The sequence below is a fragment of the Caballeronia sp. LjRoot34 genome, from assembly GCF_964253815.1.
Taxonomy (GTDB): domain Bacteria; phylum Pseudomonadota; class Gammaproteobacteria; order Burkholderiales; family Burkholderiaceae; genus Caballeronia.
The window spans coordinates 1,078,273-1,094,392 of sequence record NZ_CAXUSB020000003.1 but is presented as its reverse complement, the minus strand read 5'-3'; the positions used below and the strand labels follow the sequence as shown (position 1 = coordinate 1,094,392).

The window sequence follows — 16,120 nt, the reverse complement described above, 5'->3', positions numbered from 1 at the left end:
TACGGTCGGCGAAGATAAATGCATAAATGCGTCCGCACGGGATCCTGCTATGCACGGAACCGCAAATGCGCTTGCGATCGGCGTTTGCGGTTAGAGCTATAGGAGAAGATGCAAAGGAGTCGACCAAGCACAATTTTGGTGCGCAGCGATGCACCAATGTCCGAGAGGAAACGGCCGGACCAATGAGCCATACAGTTAGCGAATGGACAATTAGCGGCTAACGGGCAAACCGGCTCCCGCCGCTATGCTCGAAACCGCACTCGGTTTAATAGTTTCCGATTTGTTTTCCTGCTTAAATTGAGTGCTTGCTGCGTCCGCGTTTCCTATGCGTAGCGGCGAAAAAAACTTACGAACCCGTCAGAACTCTTTAATCCGCCACACGAGATCAGCCAATGAAGAACGCAACGTCGATCACTCTTTTTAAAGCTGCTTTACTGCTGGTTGCGACGCTGGGCGCCAGCGCCGCATTCGCCGCTGGGACCCTGCACTACGGACTGGAAGCGCAATATCCGCCGTTTGAGTCCAAGTCCGCGTCGGGCGAGTTGCAGGGCCTGGATATCGATATCGGCAACGCCATCTGCTCAGAACTCAAGATGAAGTGCGAGTGGACGGAAAGCTCGTTCGACGGCATCATCCCCGCGCTGCAAGCCCGCAAGTTCGACGTAATCAATTCGGCCATGAACGTCACAGCGAAACGCCGCGAAGTAATTGACTTCACTAACATCATCTACAAGGTGCCTACTCAATTGGTCGCTAAGGCGGGCATTGGCCTGATGCCGACACCGGACTCGCTCAAAGGCAAAAACATTGGCGTATTGCAAGGCTCGACCCAGGAGACCTATGCGAAGGCCAAGTGGGCCAACAACGGCGTAACGGTGACCACCTATCAGGACCAGAACCAGATCTACACTGACCTGAAGTCCGGTCGTATCGACGGCACGCTGGTTCTCGCCGCCGCAGGCCAATCGGGCTTCTTGTCGAAACCGGACGGCGCGGGTTTCAGCTTCGCCGGCGGTCCAGTGAATGATGACGCAATCCTTGGAAGCGGCATTGCGTTCGGAATTCGCAAAGACGACGGCGCGCTAAAGGAGCGTCTGAACAAGGCGATCGCCAAGCTTCAGGCGAACGGCACGGTTAAATCGTTAGCGAAAAAGTATCTGGGCGACATCGACGTCTCGCCGAAGTAAGCATTCTCGCGAGGATCCGTCGACGCTAAACGCAATCAGGCTGCTTGACCCGTCTACGGGCGACGCCTTACGGTCAGAAGATCGCCAAGAATTTTTTTGGTCGATTGCAAGGCCGTGAGGCCGCGCTCAATATCTGAAACGTCTCCTCCATGTCTTCACCGATATGGATTACGCCCGCCTCGGTTCGCGGGCGTTTTTCGTTTTTGCGATCGTTGGCGATCGACCCGTTTCGGTCCCTCGATTTTCCGCGAAGCGCTCATTCAACGTTGGTCGAATTCGGCCATCTGACGCCTTACGGTGGGCTAGCCCGGTCGCTATTATTCAGTAGGTGTGCCGCAAGCCGCAGCCAGGAAGAGGTTGGTTAGGGAGAAACAAAAAGCCGTTGTCCGTGAGGGCAGCGGCTTTTCTTACGACGAGTGATGAATGAGGGGACGCTTGTTCGCTTTTTGCTTGCGCCTGTTTGTCGTCATTAATTGCCGTTATTGGGCAGCCGGCGACACGGTGCTCGGGGTCGCCAGCGTGTTGTGACTCCCGGGAGCGTTGATGAGGGACGTCGGGCTACTGGTCGTGCTATTCGGCAGGCCCGAGTTCGGCGACCCGGCGGCCTTGCCGCTTTCCGAGCCGGTGGCGCCAGGCGTGCCGTAGCCGCTCGTTGCGTGGGCGGCGGCCGGCGACACGGTGCTCGGGGTCGCCAGCGTGTTGTTGCTCTGTGCATAAGCGCCGCCCGACAGCGCGAGCGCGGCGACGGCCGCGATTAATGTGCTGATTGCCTTGTTCATGATCCGTATCTCCTTGATTAGACTGGAGTATCGACGCAGACAATCGCTCCCTGCCTGACCACGAATTGCGCAATCACCGGATTTCACGAGATCGTGGTAATTGGCAGCTACGCCAGCATGACCGCTCGATACCATGAACAGTGTAAAACATCTAACAAAACGATGTTCTGAAGCGGTCCATTAGTAGTCGAAGCAGCGAATACGCGGTCCCGATGCAGATCGACGATCTGGACGCCTGTCCTGACCGACCGGTATGGGCCGTATTTGGTCCGACGATAAAACACCGAAGTCACCCTCCCCAAACCGCCGATCAGTGACGGTTTCCCCGACCGACACATGCCTCGGTACAGCCGCCTGGCAGAGCGTCAAATCACCCATGTCGCATGGCGCGCAAACTATCTATGTTCTTCGTTCTCCGAACCAATCTGTTCCCGTTCCCTTTGAAGCGATGGAGAGCGTTCAGTTAGCCGGGCGACATCCTCGTCATCGGGAACGCCGGCCTCGGCAAACTCCCGGCGATACGCTGCCGGAGTCGTTTCCTTCGCCGTCTTGAACTGCCGGTTGAAGTTGCAAACATTCGCTGAGTGGGCTATGTCCGGGAACGTCAAACCAGTAGCGAAATGATTCCTCCAACGGTGAGTCCCGCAGCGATCCATCTCCCAGCCGTGTAGAACTCGTTGCGATTCTGTTGCGGCTGGTCGGGACGTTCGAGGCCAAGCGTCCCGTAAGCAAGCGACTTGACCGCCGATACGTTCGACGTTGACCCGTCGTCACTGCTTGCATCCTGACCCGCCATTGCAGCCCCTTCGGGCGAAATCGTGACGGCCGAATCCTGGGTCGTGGCATCTGCCGGGTTTATCGCTTGCGTTGTTTGTGTTGTTTGTGTTGTTTGTGCCGGGTCGACGTTGTCGTCCGATACAGACCATGGGTCAGTCGCGGGACTCGAAGTCGATATCGTTCGCTCCGAAGTGGGTGACGACGCAATATTGCTTAACTGCATGGCAACTTCCCTCATCCTCTTGGTCGGTCTCTCCAGCTTATCGACTCAAGCGCGCAGATCTTTAGTGTTGGTAAGGATAGGTAAGATCTGGGCAATGCGTCGTAGAAGTAAAGGGGGTTAAGCCAATGCCTGCAGCAGCTTTCTGTCGCACTACAGCCATAATCTCGAACTGGCGGTCACTTTCAAGTATCCCGATTACGCGCTTGAGCGGACGGTATGGAAGTTGTAGCGCAATCAGCGAATGGTCGCGCGTCCATGCAACATGCTTAAGCAAAGGCACAATGGAAATTCCCACGTTTTGCCTGACCAGATCGATGATGGCCGCCACTGAAATGACCTCGAGAATCTCCTTGGGTTTTATCCGCATGCGCCGCAAGGTCTGCTCGACTTTTGCGCCCGTTGGCGAGGTCCGGTCGAAGCGAATGAACGGATGACTCTTGAGCAAGGATGCGACGTCTGCGTGTGCCGTCGCAACCCGCCACTATGTTCCCGCTTTTTATGTCGTCTTTGCAGCGCTGGTTTCGCTCGCGCTCGTGGCGTTCACGCGTACCGGGCAAACGGCCTTGGCTGGCGACCGTGCTAACAGGAAGCCACTTAGGAAGACGCTTTCTGCGGTGCAGCAAGGACCCACAGTGGACCTTCAGTCTTCCGATAGCTGATCCTCAAGTCCCCCCATCGCACGCCCTGCGCCAATTCGCTACACTTGAGCGCATCGAGTGCACTGGGAGGGATCTCATTCATGGCGACCCGGAAGACGGCGGGCAAGGCTGGGCAGATCAGGATCGGCATCGGCGGCTGGACCTTCGAGCCGTGGCGCGGCACGTTCTATCCGAAAGGACTCGTGCAAAAGCGCGAGCTCGAATACGCGAGCCGCAAGCTGACCACGATCGAGATCAACGGCACGTTCTACGGCTCGCAGAAGCCCGCCACGTTCGCGAAGTGGCACGACGAAACCCCGGATGCTTTTGTCTTCTCGCTAAAGGCACCGCGTTTCTCAACGAACAGGCGGGTGCTCGCGGAGGCCGGCGAATCTGTCGAGCGTTTCCTGGCGAGCGGCGTGCTTGAATTGAAGAACAAGCTCGGCCCGATCAATTGGCAATTTGCCCCGACCAAACAATTCGATGCGGACGACTTCGAAGCTTTCCTGAACCTGTTGCCCCATAAAGTTGATGGTCGTGAGATCCGGCATGCGCTCGAAGTGCGGCATGAGAGTTTTCGCGACGAGGCATTTGTTGCCCTCGCGCGAAAACATGGTGTTGCCATCGTCATGGCGGGGGATTCGAAATATCCGCAGATCGCGGATGTAACGGCGAAGTTCGTCTATGCCCGCATCATGGGGACGACCGAGGAGTTTGCGCGCGGCTATGACGACAAAACGCTGGATCTATGGACTGAGCGGGCTCGGGACTGGGCATCTGGCGGCACGCCGGAAGGACTTGAAACAGTCAGCAAGCCAGCCGCGGTGGCTACGCCGCGAGACGTCTATTTGTATGTGATCAGCGGGTTCAAGACGCACAACCCGGCGGCGAGTATTGCCATGATCGAGGGATTAAGCGGTAGTGGCGCTTAGTGGGGGAATTGGGTTTCGTTCGCACTCGGGGTTGGAGGAGGTTTGCTGGGGCTTGAGGGTTAGGGGTAGTGGTCAATGCCGGGAGGTCGGTGTGTAGTGGTCGGGGTCAGTGCTGGGTTGGTGCTTTCGGCCGTGGTGGTCTGCGAGAGTCGGATTTTCTCTTTATCACTGTTAGCCACTGTGCGTGGCGGCACGTCATTTCTTTGTCCAAAGCGACAAAGAAACGAAGCAAAGAAAACGCTTTTACAACCAGCTACCCTAAGTGTCCACAGCGTGCAGTTTTGATTCATAGGTGCCCCAAAAGCACGGTGCTCGCCAGAGCGACGGATGTGTGAACCCCTCCTTCTCGCGAATCCTGACACGAACACGCTTCGCCCCGTACGCTCTCGGGCAAGCACCAGTTGCCAAGGAGCCAGTGCGGCCTCACGCGTACTCGTAGACTCGCGCTTGCCAATGAACACGCTTCGCCACCCGTGCTCTCGGGCAAGCACGAATTGACCACGAACCTGCACGGCCTAACGCGTATTTGCTTCTAAGGTTCTTCGCGGGTTAGCTGCTTGGTCAGCGCGCTTATTTTCGTGGCTTACGGCCCAGAACATCTTTGCTGCCTCGTTTTCAGCAGGGTTGGCGACGTGGTTCGAGGTGTGTACAAATTCGGTGGGTGGTTCACGCGGATAGCGCGGGGTGCTCCTTGGGCAGGTTCAATCACTGGTGGCGAAGCGTGTGGGTATCCGTGTTCGGAGAAAGAGGGGTTCACACATCCTCCGCTCTGGCGAGCACCGTGCTTTTGGGGCACCTATGAATCAAAACTGCACGCTGTGGACACTTAGGGTAGCGTGGTTGAAAGCGTTTTCTTTGCTTCGTTTCTTTGTCGCTTTGGACAAAGAAATGACGTGCCGCCACGCACAGTGGCTAATAGTGATAAAGAAAAAATCTGAGTCACGCAGACCACCACGGCCGAAAGCACCAACCCGGCATAGACCCCGCCCACTAACCCCAGAACCGACAACCCCCCGGGCAATACCACGGCCCTTACCGCTGCAATTTCGATCATCGCCATGCTGTGGGGTTTCGCGTTTAATTCTTTCTTCGGTATCCTTATTTCCTATGCATCAAACAAGGTTCAGAAGCTAAGCCTTTGGTCGCCGAGCACCAGTCGCAATATGGCGTCGTTCGAATTTCGTTGCAACTGTGGTCCAACTTGCTACAGTCGCGGAGTTCAATTGCAAAGAACGTAATCCGACCGCGATGAATTCCCCTGCCCGGCACTATGCGGCGCTCCTCTGCCGCCGCACTTGCAAACACGCGCTGCTCTGCGCGCTGCCGCTCCTCGCTACCGCAGGCACGGCCCATGCGCAAGGCTCAGTCACACTATACGGCACGCTCGACACCAGCATCGAAGTGACTAATCCCGGCAATGGCTGGACACCGCGAATGGATTCCGGCGCGTATCGCGGCTCGCGCATCGGCTTGCGCGGCAGCGAGCCCCTGGGCAATGGCACAAGCGTGATCTTCGACCTGGAGAACGGCTTTGGCTCTGCAGACGGCACCCTGGACACGGCCGGTACCCTGTTCAACCGGCAGGCATGGGTCGGCCTCGACGCACCGTGGGGTGAAACCCGCTTCGGCCGGCAATATTCGCCGCTCTATATCCCGTTCAAGGGCGGACTCGATGCCTTTGGCGCAGGCACCATTGGATCGGGGTTGAACAACTTGTCGAAGATCACGCCCTACACGGATAACGCACTGACCTGGATCTCTCCATCGGTGGCGGGCTTCGACGTCACGGGCATGGCCGCGCTGCGCGACCCAGGTGACGGCAACGGGATCGGCGGGTATTACGTGACGGCCAATTACACGCTCAATGCCCTGCAGTTATCGTATGCACGGCAACAAACCCATGGCGACGCCGGATTGCGCGCGAACCTGGCGGGCGCGTCCTATCTGTTCGGTCCCGTGCGCACCTACGTCGCGCTGTTCAACGGCGACGGCGGCAGTCCACGCTATCACGACGACGGCATTTCGCTGTCAGCCTCCTGGGCCATCTCGCCGCTGGCGCGCGCGTCACTGGGCTACGCGCACGCGCGCGATCGCAGCGGCGAGGGCAACAACGCAGACCAGTTCAGCATCGCGTTCGAATACACACTGTCGCGTTCGCTCCTGCTGTATTTCACCGCAGCCGATCTGGAAAACCGTGCCAACGCTACGTTCACCCTGCGCGGCGTCAATGTAACGGGATTGCCGGTCGCCTACCCGGGCGCGCCGGTACGCGGTGTGCAATTCGGCATGATCGAACGGTTTTGAAGCAGATGTTCAGACAAGCTCCGCGCGGCCAAGTATTAAATTCCACTAGTGGGAATCGCCTTGATAGCGCCGCCGCGCTTTTGCCTGACGCGCCGTTACGGCAGCGCTGTCCATGCACAATGCCGACGGAGGCGGCCTCGCCATCGTGCACGGGCATCGCGTAATAATTACGGCTACTCGCCCGTTTTATCGAGGGTGATCCCCAGTTCGGCCGCCATCTGTTCAACCATCGTCCGCAGGCGGACCAACTCCTCACCAAGCCGCTTGTGGTCGGCTTTAAGAATCTCGAACTCGGTGTACGAAACGGAATCGTCAACAGAACCGCCGCCCGACACTTCGCTCACACTCACGCTCACTTCGCCGCATAACAAATGCGCCCAGCGGCTTTCGCGCTCGCCCGGCGTGCGCGGCAACTTCACGACGCGCGGCGGCTCGTTCGCGGCGAGTTCATCGAGGAACGCCTCGACCGACGAGATATCGGCGAAACCATGCAAACGCGCGGCATTCAGGCGTAGCTCCGCTGCGGTCTGCGGCCCGCGCAGCATGAGCGTGGTGAGCAACGCGGCGGCCTGGCTCGGGATGCCCAGCACGCGGTTCATGTTGTGCTCGAAGCGCGGCACGCGGCTGCTGCTGCCTTCAAAAACCAGGCTCAAGCGTTTCAGGTCATCGACTGTCGTGAGGACATCGGCGTCGGTGACGTTCATCACCGGGGAGCGGGCGGTCTTCTGGTTGCAACCGGATGTGAGTGCATTGACCGACAGCGGATAAGCATCGGGGACCGTGTGCTGCTTTTCGACAAGAACGGCCAACACGCGCGCCTCGAGCGGCGTCAGGGTGCGCATGGGCGGTCGTGAAGGTACATCGGGAGTGGAGTTCATGCTTGACGTCGCTGGATGCAGATACGGGTATTCGGACCGGGCGTTAAGCCGGGCGGAGGATGTCTATAGGCGCTTAACCAGCCCTGCGAAGAGCACTATGATATCCGCCCTGCCCTGTCCAGAGAATACGCGGCGATGGATGCGCTTATCTTCGATCGATTGAATATTTTCCCGCGCCGGTCACGCACAACAGCAGCAGGCCGCCCATGATGCTGATGTTCTTGTAGAAGTTGATCATGTTGGCCATATACGCGTCGCCGGTCATGGTCCAGAAGCGGTGTCCTATCAGGGCCGTGCCCAGCGTGTACAACGCAAAGAGGAGCGCGAGCGGCCGGGTGTAGAACCCGACCACAATCGCAATGCCGACAAAAAACTCCATGACAATTGCGATGATGGCAGAGAGCGTGGGGAACGGTGCGCCTTCCGTGGCCATGTAACCGACCGTGCCCGAGAACCCCGTCAACTTGCTCCAACCAAAGATCACGAACAGGATCATGAGCAGTACGCGCGCGATCAGAATCAATTCGTCTTTACGTTGCTCGAACAAGGTGTATCGCATGATGGCTTTCCTTTGGAAAGGGCACGACCGTACACGGGGTTGGAACGCCCGATGGGCACCAGTCGAACATTAGCATCGCTATGCGGCAGTAGGCAAACGGCGGGATTGTTTCGATAAGCTAAGGAAACGGCGGCCCGACGTTGCGGGTTGCCTAACTCACGACCTGCGCCGCGGTTGTAGACCAGGTCGAAATCTCCGGTGGCTTCGACAGCATTTGACCGAGCCTTGCCATATCGCCGCGCTCCGTCCGCCACGCAATGTACGTCTTGAACGCCGCCTCGCTCTCCCACTCTTCGACAAACAGGATCGCGTTAACGCTTTCGGCATTGCGGAACGCGCGAACCGACCGCACGCCTGGCGAAGACGATGTTTCACGCACCAACGCAGGCAGTCCGCCAATAAAATCCGCCGCAAAATCATCCTTCACGTTCATCAGCAAAGTGACCGTGATTGCATCGCAGTTGACGCGCTCGATGCCATCGACAAACTCGCGGATGATACCGGCGACTTCCATCGGCGATTCAAGCGGTGACAAGTGGCCGGTGTCAGGCAGCACATGCATGACCGCATGGGGAATGCGCGTGAGCAATTGCGCTTCGAGTATCGCGGTACCGTCGATACGATCAAGCTCGCCGGCAATGACAATGGTCGGTACATCGATCGCGGCGACATCAAGCGAGATGTCTTCCAGGCTGGTGGACTGGGGCCACGCCAGCTTCGCCTGAACCGCGCCACGCAGGCTGTCCTCAATCACCTGTTCCCGGTGCTTCGGACTCAACGGTTTGGCGGTCAGCATCTGGTCTATCGCCATGCCGACGGACTCCCGTGACTGGTAAGCGCCTTCCATTGCCGCGCGCGCTTCAGCGGGCAGAACCAGCGGCACGGGTGGAGACGGCGCAACCAGCACAAGCCCTGCAAGTCCCTGCGGGCGGCGCGACGCGAGCAACTGCGCAATCTTGCCGCCCATCGAATGACCGACCAGGACGAACCGGTCCAACTTCATCGCCGCAATCAATTGCTGCACGTCATCGGCAAAGTCAGCGAGCGCGTAGCCAGCGGACGGCGCGTCCGAGTTGCCCCAGCCCCGGAGGTCGGGCGCGATGGTCCTGTATTGCGTCGGCAACGCCGCGATCACGTCATCCCACGTGCGCGACGACCCTCCCCAATAATGTAGAAAAACAACCGGCAGCGTGCCGTTTCCCTGATCCTTGACGTGAATCTGTATACCGTTCGACGTTACTTTCATCGCGCTTCTCCTTGATATCGGCGGCTTGGCCACGCTCGGCCAAACTCACAACGCGATGTTAGATTAGCGCGCAAAACGCGATAATCCCCGCTTTGGTATCATCACTCAATCATCGGGCTATCGAATAAAAATGGACCGCTTCGCAAGCATCGCCGTGTTTGTAGCTGCTATCGATGAAGGCAGTCTCGTGGCCGCCGGCAAACGTTTTGGCTTGTCCGCTTCGATGGCGGGCAAGTATGTCAGCGCGCTGGAAGCCGAGTTGAACGTCCGCCTGCTTCATCGCAGCACGCGCAGCCTGAGCCTGACGGACGCCGGGCGCACCTACTACATCCGGTGCCAACGCATTCTCGAAGAGTTCGACGATGCCAACCGGGAAGCCAGCGACGCGCACAGCACAGTACGCGGCACCTTGCGGGTCGCCGCGCCGGTCACGTTCGGTACGCTGCATATGGGCGCGGTCGTCGCGCGCTATCTTGACGACCATCCGCATGTCAGCATTGAAGTCTCGCTCGATGATCGTTACGTCGATCTGCAAAGCGCGGGGATCGACGTCGCTATCCGCATTGGCAAGCTGCCCGACTCTGATCTCGTCGCCCGGCGTCTTGCACCTTGCCGCATGGCGATCTGCGCATCGCCGGCGTACCTGAGCCGCGAAGGCACACCTAAAGATCCCGAAGACCTCCGGCGTGCACCTCGTCTGGCGTTCAGTGAAGCGGTATCGGTTCCCGAGTGGATACTGACGGACAAACAGAATCGCGACCATGTGATCGACGGAGCGCTTCGGATGCAGGCCAACAACATGCAGATGCTGCTCTCGGCAGTACTCGCGGGCGTCGGGATTGCGTATGGCCCTACCTTCGTTTTTGGGCAGGATATCAAGGCTGGAAACCTGATCAAGTTGCTGCCCGACTATAGAACCGCCGAGCTGACCATCAACGCGGTTTATCCGACTGCGCGCTATGTGCCGTCGAAGGTTCGTCAGTTCATCGATTATCTCGCCGACGCTTATCGTGACGAACCACCGTGGGATCGCTAAGCGTTGGACCAGGCTACGGCGCGCTGGTGAAGGTCCACAACCGCACAGCCGGGCTCCTGCACTGGTGGCAAGCGGTATTGCCGCCGCCACGCATTCCGCTATGCGGCAGTGGTTGATACGTGGGAAGTGTCAAACGGACGGAACGATAGCTGCTGAATTCAAAAGCGGCTCACGCCCCGACCTTGAGCCTACGAAATCACGCCAGCGCAGTCACCGTAATCTCGACCAGCAAATCAGGCGCGGCCAGCTTCGACTCCACCGTCGCGCGTGTCGGCGCGCAACCCGGTGCGACCCATGCATCCCACACGTCGTTCATGCCCGCGAAGTCGCGGCCGATATCTGCCAGCCAGACCTGCGCGGATACCAGCCGCGTTTTATCGATACCCGCCTGCGCGAGAAAACCATCGATTTTCGCAAGAACCTGTTGCGTCTGACCTTTCACATCGAGCGTACGGTCATTCGACGTTTGTCCGCCGACGAACACCAGCCCCGCAGCCTTCACAACACGGCTCATCCGTTGATTGGTTTCGATCCTGACGATATCGTTCATAAGTATTCCTCGTTAATTTAAAATAACCATCAATCAGCATGGCACAACCCTGTGTTGCGTTTATGCCGCCGCAACATCCTTGAACCGGTCAATGGCAAACGCATCCAGCGGCAACGACGCTACGCCGTCCAGCACCAGCTCGGACACCAGCTTCCCGCATCCGGGCCCAAGCTGAAACCCGCTGCCGCAATACCCGAACGAATAGGTCAGATTGGACGCTCGCCGGCTAGGCGAGATCACCGGTAGCGAGTCGTCGGTGAAGGCTTCCACGCCGGCCCATGCGCGATTGATGCCGAGATTGCGCAAGTGCGGAAACAGATCGACAACCGTGTTCGCGCTCTTCACCAGCCGCGCGAAATCGACTTCGCCATGACGCCCGGGCAGGTCCGCAATCCCGATCAGCTTGCCGCCAATAACCACCGTGCCGTTATCGAATTGCTTGAACGACAAGGGCCGTCCCGTTGCGCCGAGCGTCGCGCGGCAGAACGGTGCGGCCCGATGTGTGACCATCAGCATCAGCCCCTCGGGATGAACCGGCACCGGCTCGCCCACTTGTTGCGACAGTTCTCCCGCCCATGCCCCGGCCGTCACCACCAGCTTCGCAGCCGAGAACACACCCGATGGCGTATGCGCGAACCAGCGCTCGCCCTTCTGTTCGATCCTTGTCACCGGTGTGCCTTCATGGAACACGGCTCCATGACGCTCTGCTGCCAGCCGAAACGCAGTCGTTGTCCGGAACGGCAACGCGTAACCATCGCGTTCGACCCAGATGCCGCCAGTCACATGCGGCGTGATCGCCGGCTCCAGCTCAAGCAAAGTCTCACGGTCGATTATTTTCTCGTGCGTGAAACCATGCGCCTCGAGCAGCGCGACGCGTTCGCGGCATTCATCGAGTTCGGCTTCGGTCTCCGCGATCTTCAACTGACCCGACGCCACGAAACCCGCGTCGTCACCAATTGTATCGACGATGTTGTGCCATATCTCCCGCGACATCAACGCCAGAGGAATCTCGGGCAATGGCCGGCCAAGCGTGCGCACGCCGCCTGCATTGACGCCCGACGCATGGCGGCCGACATAATCGGCTTCCAGCACGGTCACGCTCACCCCACGGCGGGCAATATGAAATGCGCTGCTCGATCCATGCAGCCCACCGCCAATCACCAGCACATCTGACTCATTGGCTACGGGCTTATTCACCGGCCAGTTCTCCGAGCGTAAGCGGCTTGATCGGCGGACGGATGCGGTAATAGCCCACGGTTTCAGGAGGTACGCTGCGTGCATCGGCGATCACTTCGGTCACGGTCAATCCGCACAGGCGGCCTTGGCATGGGCCCATGCCACATCGGCCGAACGACTTCGCCTGGTTCGGCCCGAGACAACCGAGCTTCACGAAACTACGGAGTTCGCCGGCCGTCACCTCCTCGCAGCGGCACACGATCACCTCGTCCTTCGGCACACGGTTTTCATCGCGTGGACGATAAAGACTGTCGAGGAAAGGACGAATGCGCATGACCTCAGCCAGGCGGCGAAGCAGCGGCGCGGCGCTGCGATTGCGCGCGGCGGTATCAATCGCGCCAAGCTGCGCAGCAATCGCCAGCGCCGTCACTTCGCCCTGCGTCTCTGCCGCCTGCGCGCCGCCAATGCCGCCGCCATCGCCCGCCACGAAGATGCCGGGGACATCGAGCTCGCCCCATTGATCGGTTAAGGGTGCGAAGCATAACTGCGCGTCATCCCACTTATGCGATGCCCTGAGCGAGAGCGTGAACTGCGTATTCGGCACCACGCCCTGGTGCAACAGGATCACGTTGGCCTCGATTCGATGCGACACGCCACGCACCGAAAAATGCAGCGCGCGCGCCCGTTCGGAACCGTCTTCATCGATACCGCTTTCCACCCGAAGGTCATCGGCGGCTTCATGCATCGGAACGCCGGCTTCGCGCAACGTGCGCATCAACTGCAGGCCCTTGCTCAAGTATGGCCACGCGCGCAAGGCGGACAACATGTGCCGCTTCGCGCGCCAGCGATCCTCGTAACGCGTGGTATCAACAAGCGCGCGAATGGGTACACCCGCGCGAACGTACTGCCATCCGAGCAAGTAAAGCAGCGGTCCGCAGCCGACGAGTATCGGCGGTTCAGCCGGCACTTCGCCCGCGCTTTTCAGCAGGATCTGTGCGGCACCGGCGGTCATCACACCGGGTAGGGTCCAACCAGGAATCGGGAAGGGACGCTCCAGCGCGCCGGTCGCGAGCACCACGCGCCGGGCCTCGAAGCTGCTTACCTTGCCGTCCTTGAGGTAGTGCACCGAGCGCTCGCGCGTGACTTGCCAAACTGATGCGTTAGGCACATAACGCGCGCCGGAACGGGCGAACTCGCTCGCCAGCGCCGCACCGGCGGCATAGTCTGCGCCAAGGATAGTGCGGCGTTGCGCGTCGCTGCGTTCGATCGCGCGATAGATCTGTCCGCCCACAGCTTCCTGTTCATCGAGCAGGACCACGGACAGCCCCGCTCTCGCAGCTTGAGTCGCGGCAGCGAGCCCGGCAGGTCCGGCGCCGATCACGGCGACATCGACAGTATTAGCGGCCATGAACGTTCTCCACCGAATTCACATCCGACAGCGGCGGCAGATCGCGTGCGCCCTCTTGCGAATGAATACGCATGCCGTCCTGCACCGTGACGAGACAACTCTGCCGGCTCGGCATGCCGTCGATCTCGACCAGGCATTCGAAACACGCGCCCATCATGCAATATGGTGCACGGGGCGCACCGGACACGGGCGTCGCGCGAAATCGCTGGACTCCAGCGGCCAGCAATGCGGCGGCAACCGAGCGTCCGCCCGGCACGCTGAGCGGCTGGTCGTTGAACCAGATCTGGATAGTAGCCTCGGCCTGGGTATCAGTGCCAGTGCCAGTGCCGGGGGCCGGCGAGAGTATTCTGAATAGCGGTTTTGAAGTCATAGTCGGACAAGTCGAAGCAAAGCGGAATGTCGGCGTTCAGGATGCATCGCGGGGAGCGGACAACGGCGACAACAAGCCGGAGCCGATGCAAGCGAGACGTTGAAGCGGCTAGTGAGCATGGCTGGTCGCATGATTGGCGGCGAGAAAACGGCCGCCGCGGAATGCCGCGAGTTCATCGGGGATCGGACCACCCATGATCCACGGAGCAATCCGCATGGCATGTGCCGCCGCGAGCGTCACACCGCTGTGGCAGGTCACGACGAACGCGCCCGGATACTGCAGCGACTGCTCATAGATCGGAAAGCCGTCCGGGCTGTAGACACGCAGCGCAGCCCACATGCGTACCAGCCGCACGTTCTTCAACAACGGGAATGCCCGCACGCCCCGCCGCGCGATGGTCGACAGCACATCGGCGGTGGTGTAGTCGTTGTAGCCGACCTCTTCCATTGAGTCGCCGAACTGCACCGATCCTTCATCGGTCTGGCGTACGTTGATGGTCGGGTAGTGGAGGAACGGGGCGACCCGCTCACTGACCAGCACCTGCCCGCGATTCGGTGCAACCGGCGCGTGCAGACCCACCTGGGCGCTGAGCGCGCGGTTGCCAAGACCTGCTGACAAGACAACCTTCGGCGCACGCCACACGGCGTTCTTGCCGTGCACGGCGAAGCCGTTCGTCTCGGGAACGATGCGCCCGATGTCTTCGTCATTGATGAGCGTCACGCCGCGCCGCTGCATGGCGTCGTGCAGCGCACGCAGCAGCTTGAGCGGATTCACATGACCATCCATGGGCGTATAACTTGCGCCGATCACTTCAGGTCCGACGGCGGGAAGACGTTCGCGCAACTCCCGAGCATCGAGCAATTGATAGGGATATTCGCCGCCAAGTTCTGTCTGCAACGTAGACAGGCGCTTCTCGCGCTCGGCCATTTCTTCGTCGGAGAAACACAGGTGGAAACCGCCCGGCTGCTTCAGCGCAACGTCTATACCCGTTTCCTCCAGCAACGCCGCAGCGAGTCCCGGCCACAGCCGCGACGAACTGCGCGACCAGCGTGCGTAGGGCGACAAACCGTAGCCTTTGCCCTGCACCCACACCAGCCCAAAATTGCCGCGCGATGCACGAAAACCGCCGTCACCCTGGTCCAGCACCGTCACCTTTGCTCCCTCGCGCGCCAGCCCGTAGGCCACCGCGGTTCCTACCAGCCCACCCCCGACCACCAGCACGTCGGGACTGTCGACTGAATGACCTCTCATCGTGTTTCTCCAATCAGGACGCGGTCCAGACCGACCATGCGGTCTAGCACCAGCATCAGTACTATTGTGCCGACGATCAACACGGTCGACACGGAGGCCACCAGTGGATCGATCGTCTGCGCGATCTGGTTGTACATCGCGACGGGCAGCGTGGTGGTGCCGGGTGTCGCGACAAAAATGGTCATGGTGAGTTCGTCGAAACTCTGGATGAACGACAGCACCCAGCCGCCGGCTACGCCGGTACGGATCATCGGCAGCACGACGCGGCGAAAGGCCGTAAAGCGGCTCGCGCCACATGACAGTGCTGCGCGTTCGGCATCGCGATCGAGACCAATAGCCGATGACAACGCCAGCCGCAACGCGTACGGCAACACAATGATCACGTGCGTCGCGCAGAGCGCCCAGAACGAACCGCCGAGGCCGAGCAAACTCAGGAATCGCAGGAACGCGATGCCGAGCACGACGGCGGGAATCATCATGGGCGAGAGGAAAAAGCCGGTCAGTGCGGCGCGGCCAGGGAAGCGATAACGAGCGATAGCCAACGCCGCCGGCAACGCGAGCGCTACGCCGACCGTGGCCGCCACCAGCGCGAGGCGCACCGAGAGCCAGAAGGCATCGACGATCTGGTCGTTGTCCAGAATTGCCCTGAACCAGCGCAGCGACGCACCGTCGAACGGCAGCGAGATGAAGCCTTTGTCAGTGAATGCAACCGCGATCACGACCACCAGCGGCGCTGCAATGAACGTGAGAAACAGCGCGTTGAACAGCAGGCCCAGGAATCCGTTTTGTTTCATGGCGTCTCCCGG

At 59.9% G+C, this 16,120-nt stretch carries 17 protein-coding genes; 4 read left to right on the top strand and 13 right to left on the bottom strand.

All coding sequences use genetic code 11. The features are described from left to right. Positions 1-392: 392 nt before the first annotated feature. On the top strand, positions 393-1,187 hold the full coding sequence (locus tag ACSQ36_RS35925; protein WP_436185759.1) for an ABC transporter substrate-binding protein: 795 nt from the start codon (positions 393-395) through the stop codon (positions 1,185-1,187). Positions 1,188-1,666: 479 nt separating this feature from the next. Here the strand turns inward: ACSQ36_RS35925 and ACSQ36_RS35920 are convergent, their stop codons facing one another. From ACSQ36_RS35920 to ACSQ36_RS35910, 3 genes are all read right to left on the bottom strand, one after another. After that, a complete protein-coding gene (locus tag ACSQ36_RS35920; RefSeq protein ID WP_436185758.1) occupies positions 1,667-1,966 on the bottom strand; it encodes a hypothetical protein in 300 nt (99 codons plus the stop codon). A 604-nt stretch (positions 1,967-2,570) separates the two neighbouring features. Beyond that, on the bottom strand, positions 2,571-2,762 hold the full coding sequence (locus ACSQ36_RS35915) for a hypothetical protein (RefSeq protein ID WP_436185757.1): 192 nt from the start codon (positions 2,760-2,762) through the stop codon (positions 2,571-2,573). A 265-nt stretch (positions 2,763-3,027) separates the two neighbouring features. Then, positions 3,028-3,411, bottom strand: coding sequence for a LysR substrate-binding domain-containing protein (locus tag ACSQ36_RS35910; protein ID WP_436185756.1), 384 nt, complete (start codon positions 3,409-3,411; stop codon positions 3,028-3,030). A 294-nt stretch (positions 3,412-3,705) separates the two neighbouring features. Between ACSQ36_RS35910 and ACSQ36_RS35905 the strand changes: the two genes are divergently transcribed. Beyond that, the gene (locus tag ACSQ36_RS35905; protein WP_436185755.1) at positions 3,706-4,536 is read left to right on the top strand and encodes a DUF72 domain-containing protein; all 831 of its coding nucleotides are present in this window, start codon (positions 3,706-3,708) and stop codon (positions 4,534-4,536) included. Positions 4,537-5,362: 826 nt separating this feature from the next. Here the strand turns inward: ACSQ36_RS35905 and ACSQ36_RS35900 are convergent. Continuing rightward, positions 5,363-5,596, bottom strand: coding sequence for a hypothetical protein (locus ACSQ36_RS35900; RefSeq protein WP_436185754.1), 234 nt, complete (start codon positions 5,594-5,596; stop codon positions 5,363-5,365). A 188-nt stretch (positions 5,597-5,784) separates the two neighbouring features. On the opposite strand from ACSQ36_RS35900, the gene ACSQ36_RS35895 reads away from it, so the two are divergent. Next, positions 5,785-6,840: a porin gene (locus tag ACSQ36_RS35895; RefSeq protein ID WP_436185753.1), complete on the top strand. Its 1,056-nt coding sequence runs from the start codon at positions 5,785-5,787 to the stop codon at positions 6,838-6,840. Between the two features lie 173 nt (positions 6,841-7,013). Here the strand turns inward: ACSQ36_RS35895 and ACSQ36_RS35890 are convergent, their stop codons facing one another. The 3 genes from ACSQ36_RS35890 to ACSQ36_RS35880 form a co-directional block, all read right to left on the bottom strand. Then, a complete protein-coding gene (locus ACSQ36_RS35890; protein WP_436185752.1) occupies positions 7,014-7,718 on the bottom strand; it encodes a YceH family protein in 705 nt (234 codons plus the stop codon). Between the two features lie 145 nt (positions 7,719-7,863). Continuing rightward, positions 7,864-8,277: a DoxX family protein gene (locus ACSQ36_RS35885; RefSeq protein WP_213768063.1), complete on the bottom strand. Its 414-nt coding sequence runs from the start codon at positions 8,275-8,277 to the stop codon at positions 7,864-7,866. Positions 8,278-8,428: 151 nt separating this feature from the next. Then, positions 8,429-9,523: an alpha/beta fold hydrolase gene (locus ACSQ36_RS35880; RefSeq protein ID WP_436185751.1), complete on the bottom strand. Its 1,095-nt coding sequence runs from the start codon at positions 9,521-9,523 to the stop codon at positions 8,429-8,431. A gap of 130 nt (positions 9,524-9,653) precedes the next feature. Between ACSQ36_RS35880 and ACSQ36_RS35875 the strand changes: the two genes are divergently transcribed. Next, the gene (locus ACSQ36_RS35875) at positions 9,654-10,559 is read left to right on the top strand and encodes a LysR family transcriptional regulator (RefSeq protein WP_436185750.1); all 906 of its coding nucleotides are present in this window, start codon (positions 9,654-9,656) and stop codon (positions 10,557-10,559) included. Between the two features lie 196 nt (positions 10,560-10,755). Here the strand turns inward: ACSQ36_RS35875 and ACSQ36_RS35870 are convergent, their stop codons facing one another. The 6 genes from ACSQ36_RS35870 to ACSQ36_RS35845 all read right to left on the bottom strand — a co-directional run bounded on the left by ACSQ36_RS35870 (position 10,756) and on the right by ACSQ36_RS35845 (position 16,108). Continuing rightward, positions 10,756-11,109, bottom strand: a complete 354-nt coding sequence (locus ACSQ36_RS35870; RefSeq protein ID WP_436185749.1) for a RidA family protein — start codon at positions 11,107-11,109, stop codon at positions 10,756-10,758. Between the two features lie 60 nt (positions 11,110-11,169). Continuing rightward, on the bottom strand, positions 11,170-12,306 hold the full coding sequence (locus ACSQ36_RS35865) for an NAD(P)/FAD-dependent oxidoreductase (protein WP_436185748.1): 1,137 nt from the start codon (positions 12,304-12,306) through the stop codon (positions 11,170-11,172). Beyond that, positions 12,299-13,693 (bottom strand): NAD(P)/FAD-dependent oxidoreductase, encoded by a 1,395-nt coding sequence (locus ACSQ36_RS35860; RefSeq protein WP_436185747.1) that lies wholly within the window; start codon positions 13,691-13,693, stop codon positions 12,299-12,301. Before ACSQ36_RS35860 ends, ACSQ36_RS35865 begins: the two co-directional genes overlap by 8 nt. Next, positions 13,683-14,063, bottom strand: a complete 381-nt coding sequence (locus ACSQ36_RS35855) for a (2Fe-2S)-binding protein (protein ID WP_213768057.1) — start codon at positions 14,061-14,063, stop codon at positions 13,683-13,685. Before ACSQ36_RS35855 ends, ACSQ36_RS35860 begins: the two co-directional genes overlap by 11 nt. Before the next feature lie 108 nt (positions 14,064-14,171). After that, positions 14,172-15,314, bottom strand: a complete 1,143-nt coding sequence (locus ACSQ36_RS35850; RefSeq protein ID WP_436185746.1) for an NAD(P)/FAD-dependent oxidoreductase — start codon at positions 15,312-15,314, stop codon at positions 14,172-14,174. After that, entirely contained in the window at positions 15,311-16,108 is a 798-nt protein-coding gene (locus ACSQ36_RS35845) for an ABC transporter permease (protein WP_213768055.1), read from the bottom strand. The genes ACSQ36_RS35850 and ACSQ36_RS35845 overlap by 4 nt, the downstream gene beginning before the upstream one ends. Positions 16,109-16,120: the final 12 nt, after the last annotated feature.

Bases quoted from the DNA above. Each gene is read 5' to 3' on its own strand.
- ACSQ36_RS35890 (WP_436185752.1), bottom strand. From the start codon at position 7,718: ATGAACTCCACTCCCGATGTACCTTCACGACCGCCCATGCGCACCCTG.
- ACSQ36_RS35860 (WP_436185747.1), bottom strand. From the start codon at position 13,693: ATGGCCGCTAATACTGTCGATGTCGCCGTGATCGGCGCCGGACCTGCC.
- ACSQ36_RS35845 (WP_213768055.1), bottom strand. From the start codon at position 16,108: ATGAAACAAAACGGATTCCTGGGCCTGCTGTTCAACGCGCTGTTTCTC.
- ACSQ36_RS35855 (WP_213768057.1), bottom strand. From the start codon at position 14,063: ATGACTTCAAAACCGCTATTCAGAATACTCTCGCCGGCCCCCGGCACT.
- ACSQ36_RS35875 (WP_436185750.1), top strand. From the start codon at position 9,654: ATGGACCGCTTCGCAAGCATCGCCGTGTTTGTAGCTGCTATCGATGAA.
- ACSQ36_RS35900 (WP_436185754.1), bottom strand. From the start codon at position 5,596: ATGGCGATGATCGAAATTGCAGCGGTAAGGGCCGTGGTATTGCCCGGG.
- ACSQ36_RS35850 (WP_436185746.1), bottom strand. From the start codon at position 15,314: ATGAGAGGTCATTCAGTCGACAGTCCCGACGTGCTGGTGGTCGGGGGT.
- ACSQ36_RS35905 (WP_436185755.1), top strand. From the start codon at position 3,706: ATGGCGACCCGGAAGACGGCGGGCAAGGCTGGGCAGATCAGGATCGGC.
- ACSQ36_RS35885 (WP_213768063.1), bottom strand. From the start codon at position 8,277: ATGCGATACACCTTGTTCGAGCAACGTAAAGACGAATTGATTCTGATC.
- ACSQ36_RS35895 (WP_436185753.1), top strand. From the start codon at position 5,785: ATGAATTCCCCTGCCCGGCACTATGCGGCGCTCCTCTGCCGCCGCACT.
- ACSQ36_RS35920 (WP_436185758.1), bottom strand. From the start codon at position 1,966: ATGAACAAGGCAATCAGCACATTAATCGCGGCCGTCGCCGCGCTCGCG.
- ACSQ36_RS35915 (WP_436185757.1), bottom strand. From the start codon at position 2,762: ATGGCGGGTCAGGATGCAAGCAGTGACGACGGGTCAACGTCGAACGTA.
- ACSQ36_RS35925 (WP_436185759.1), top strand. From the start codon at position 393: ATGAAGAACGCAACGTCGATCACTCTTTTTAAAGCTGCTTTACTGCTG.
- ACSQ36_RS35870 (WP_436185749.1), bottom strand. From the start codon at position 11,109: ATGAACGATATCGTCAGGATCGAAACCAATCAACGGATGAGCCGTGTT.
- ACSQ36_RS35880 (WP_436185751.1), bottom strand. From the start codon at position 9,523: ATGAAAGTAACGTCGAACGGTATACAGATTCACGTCAAGGATCAGGGA.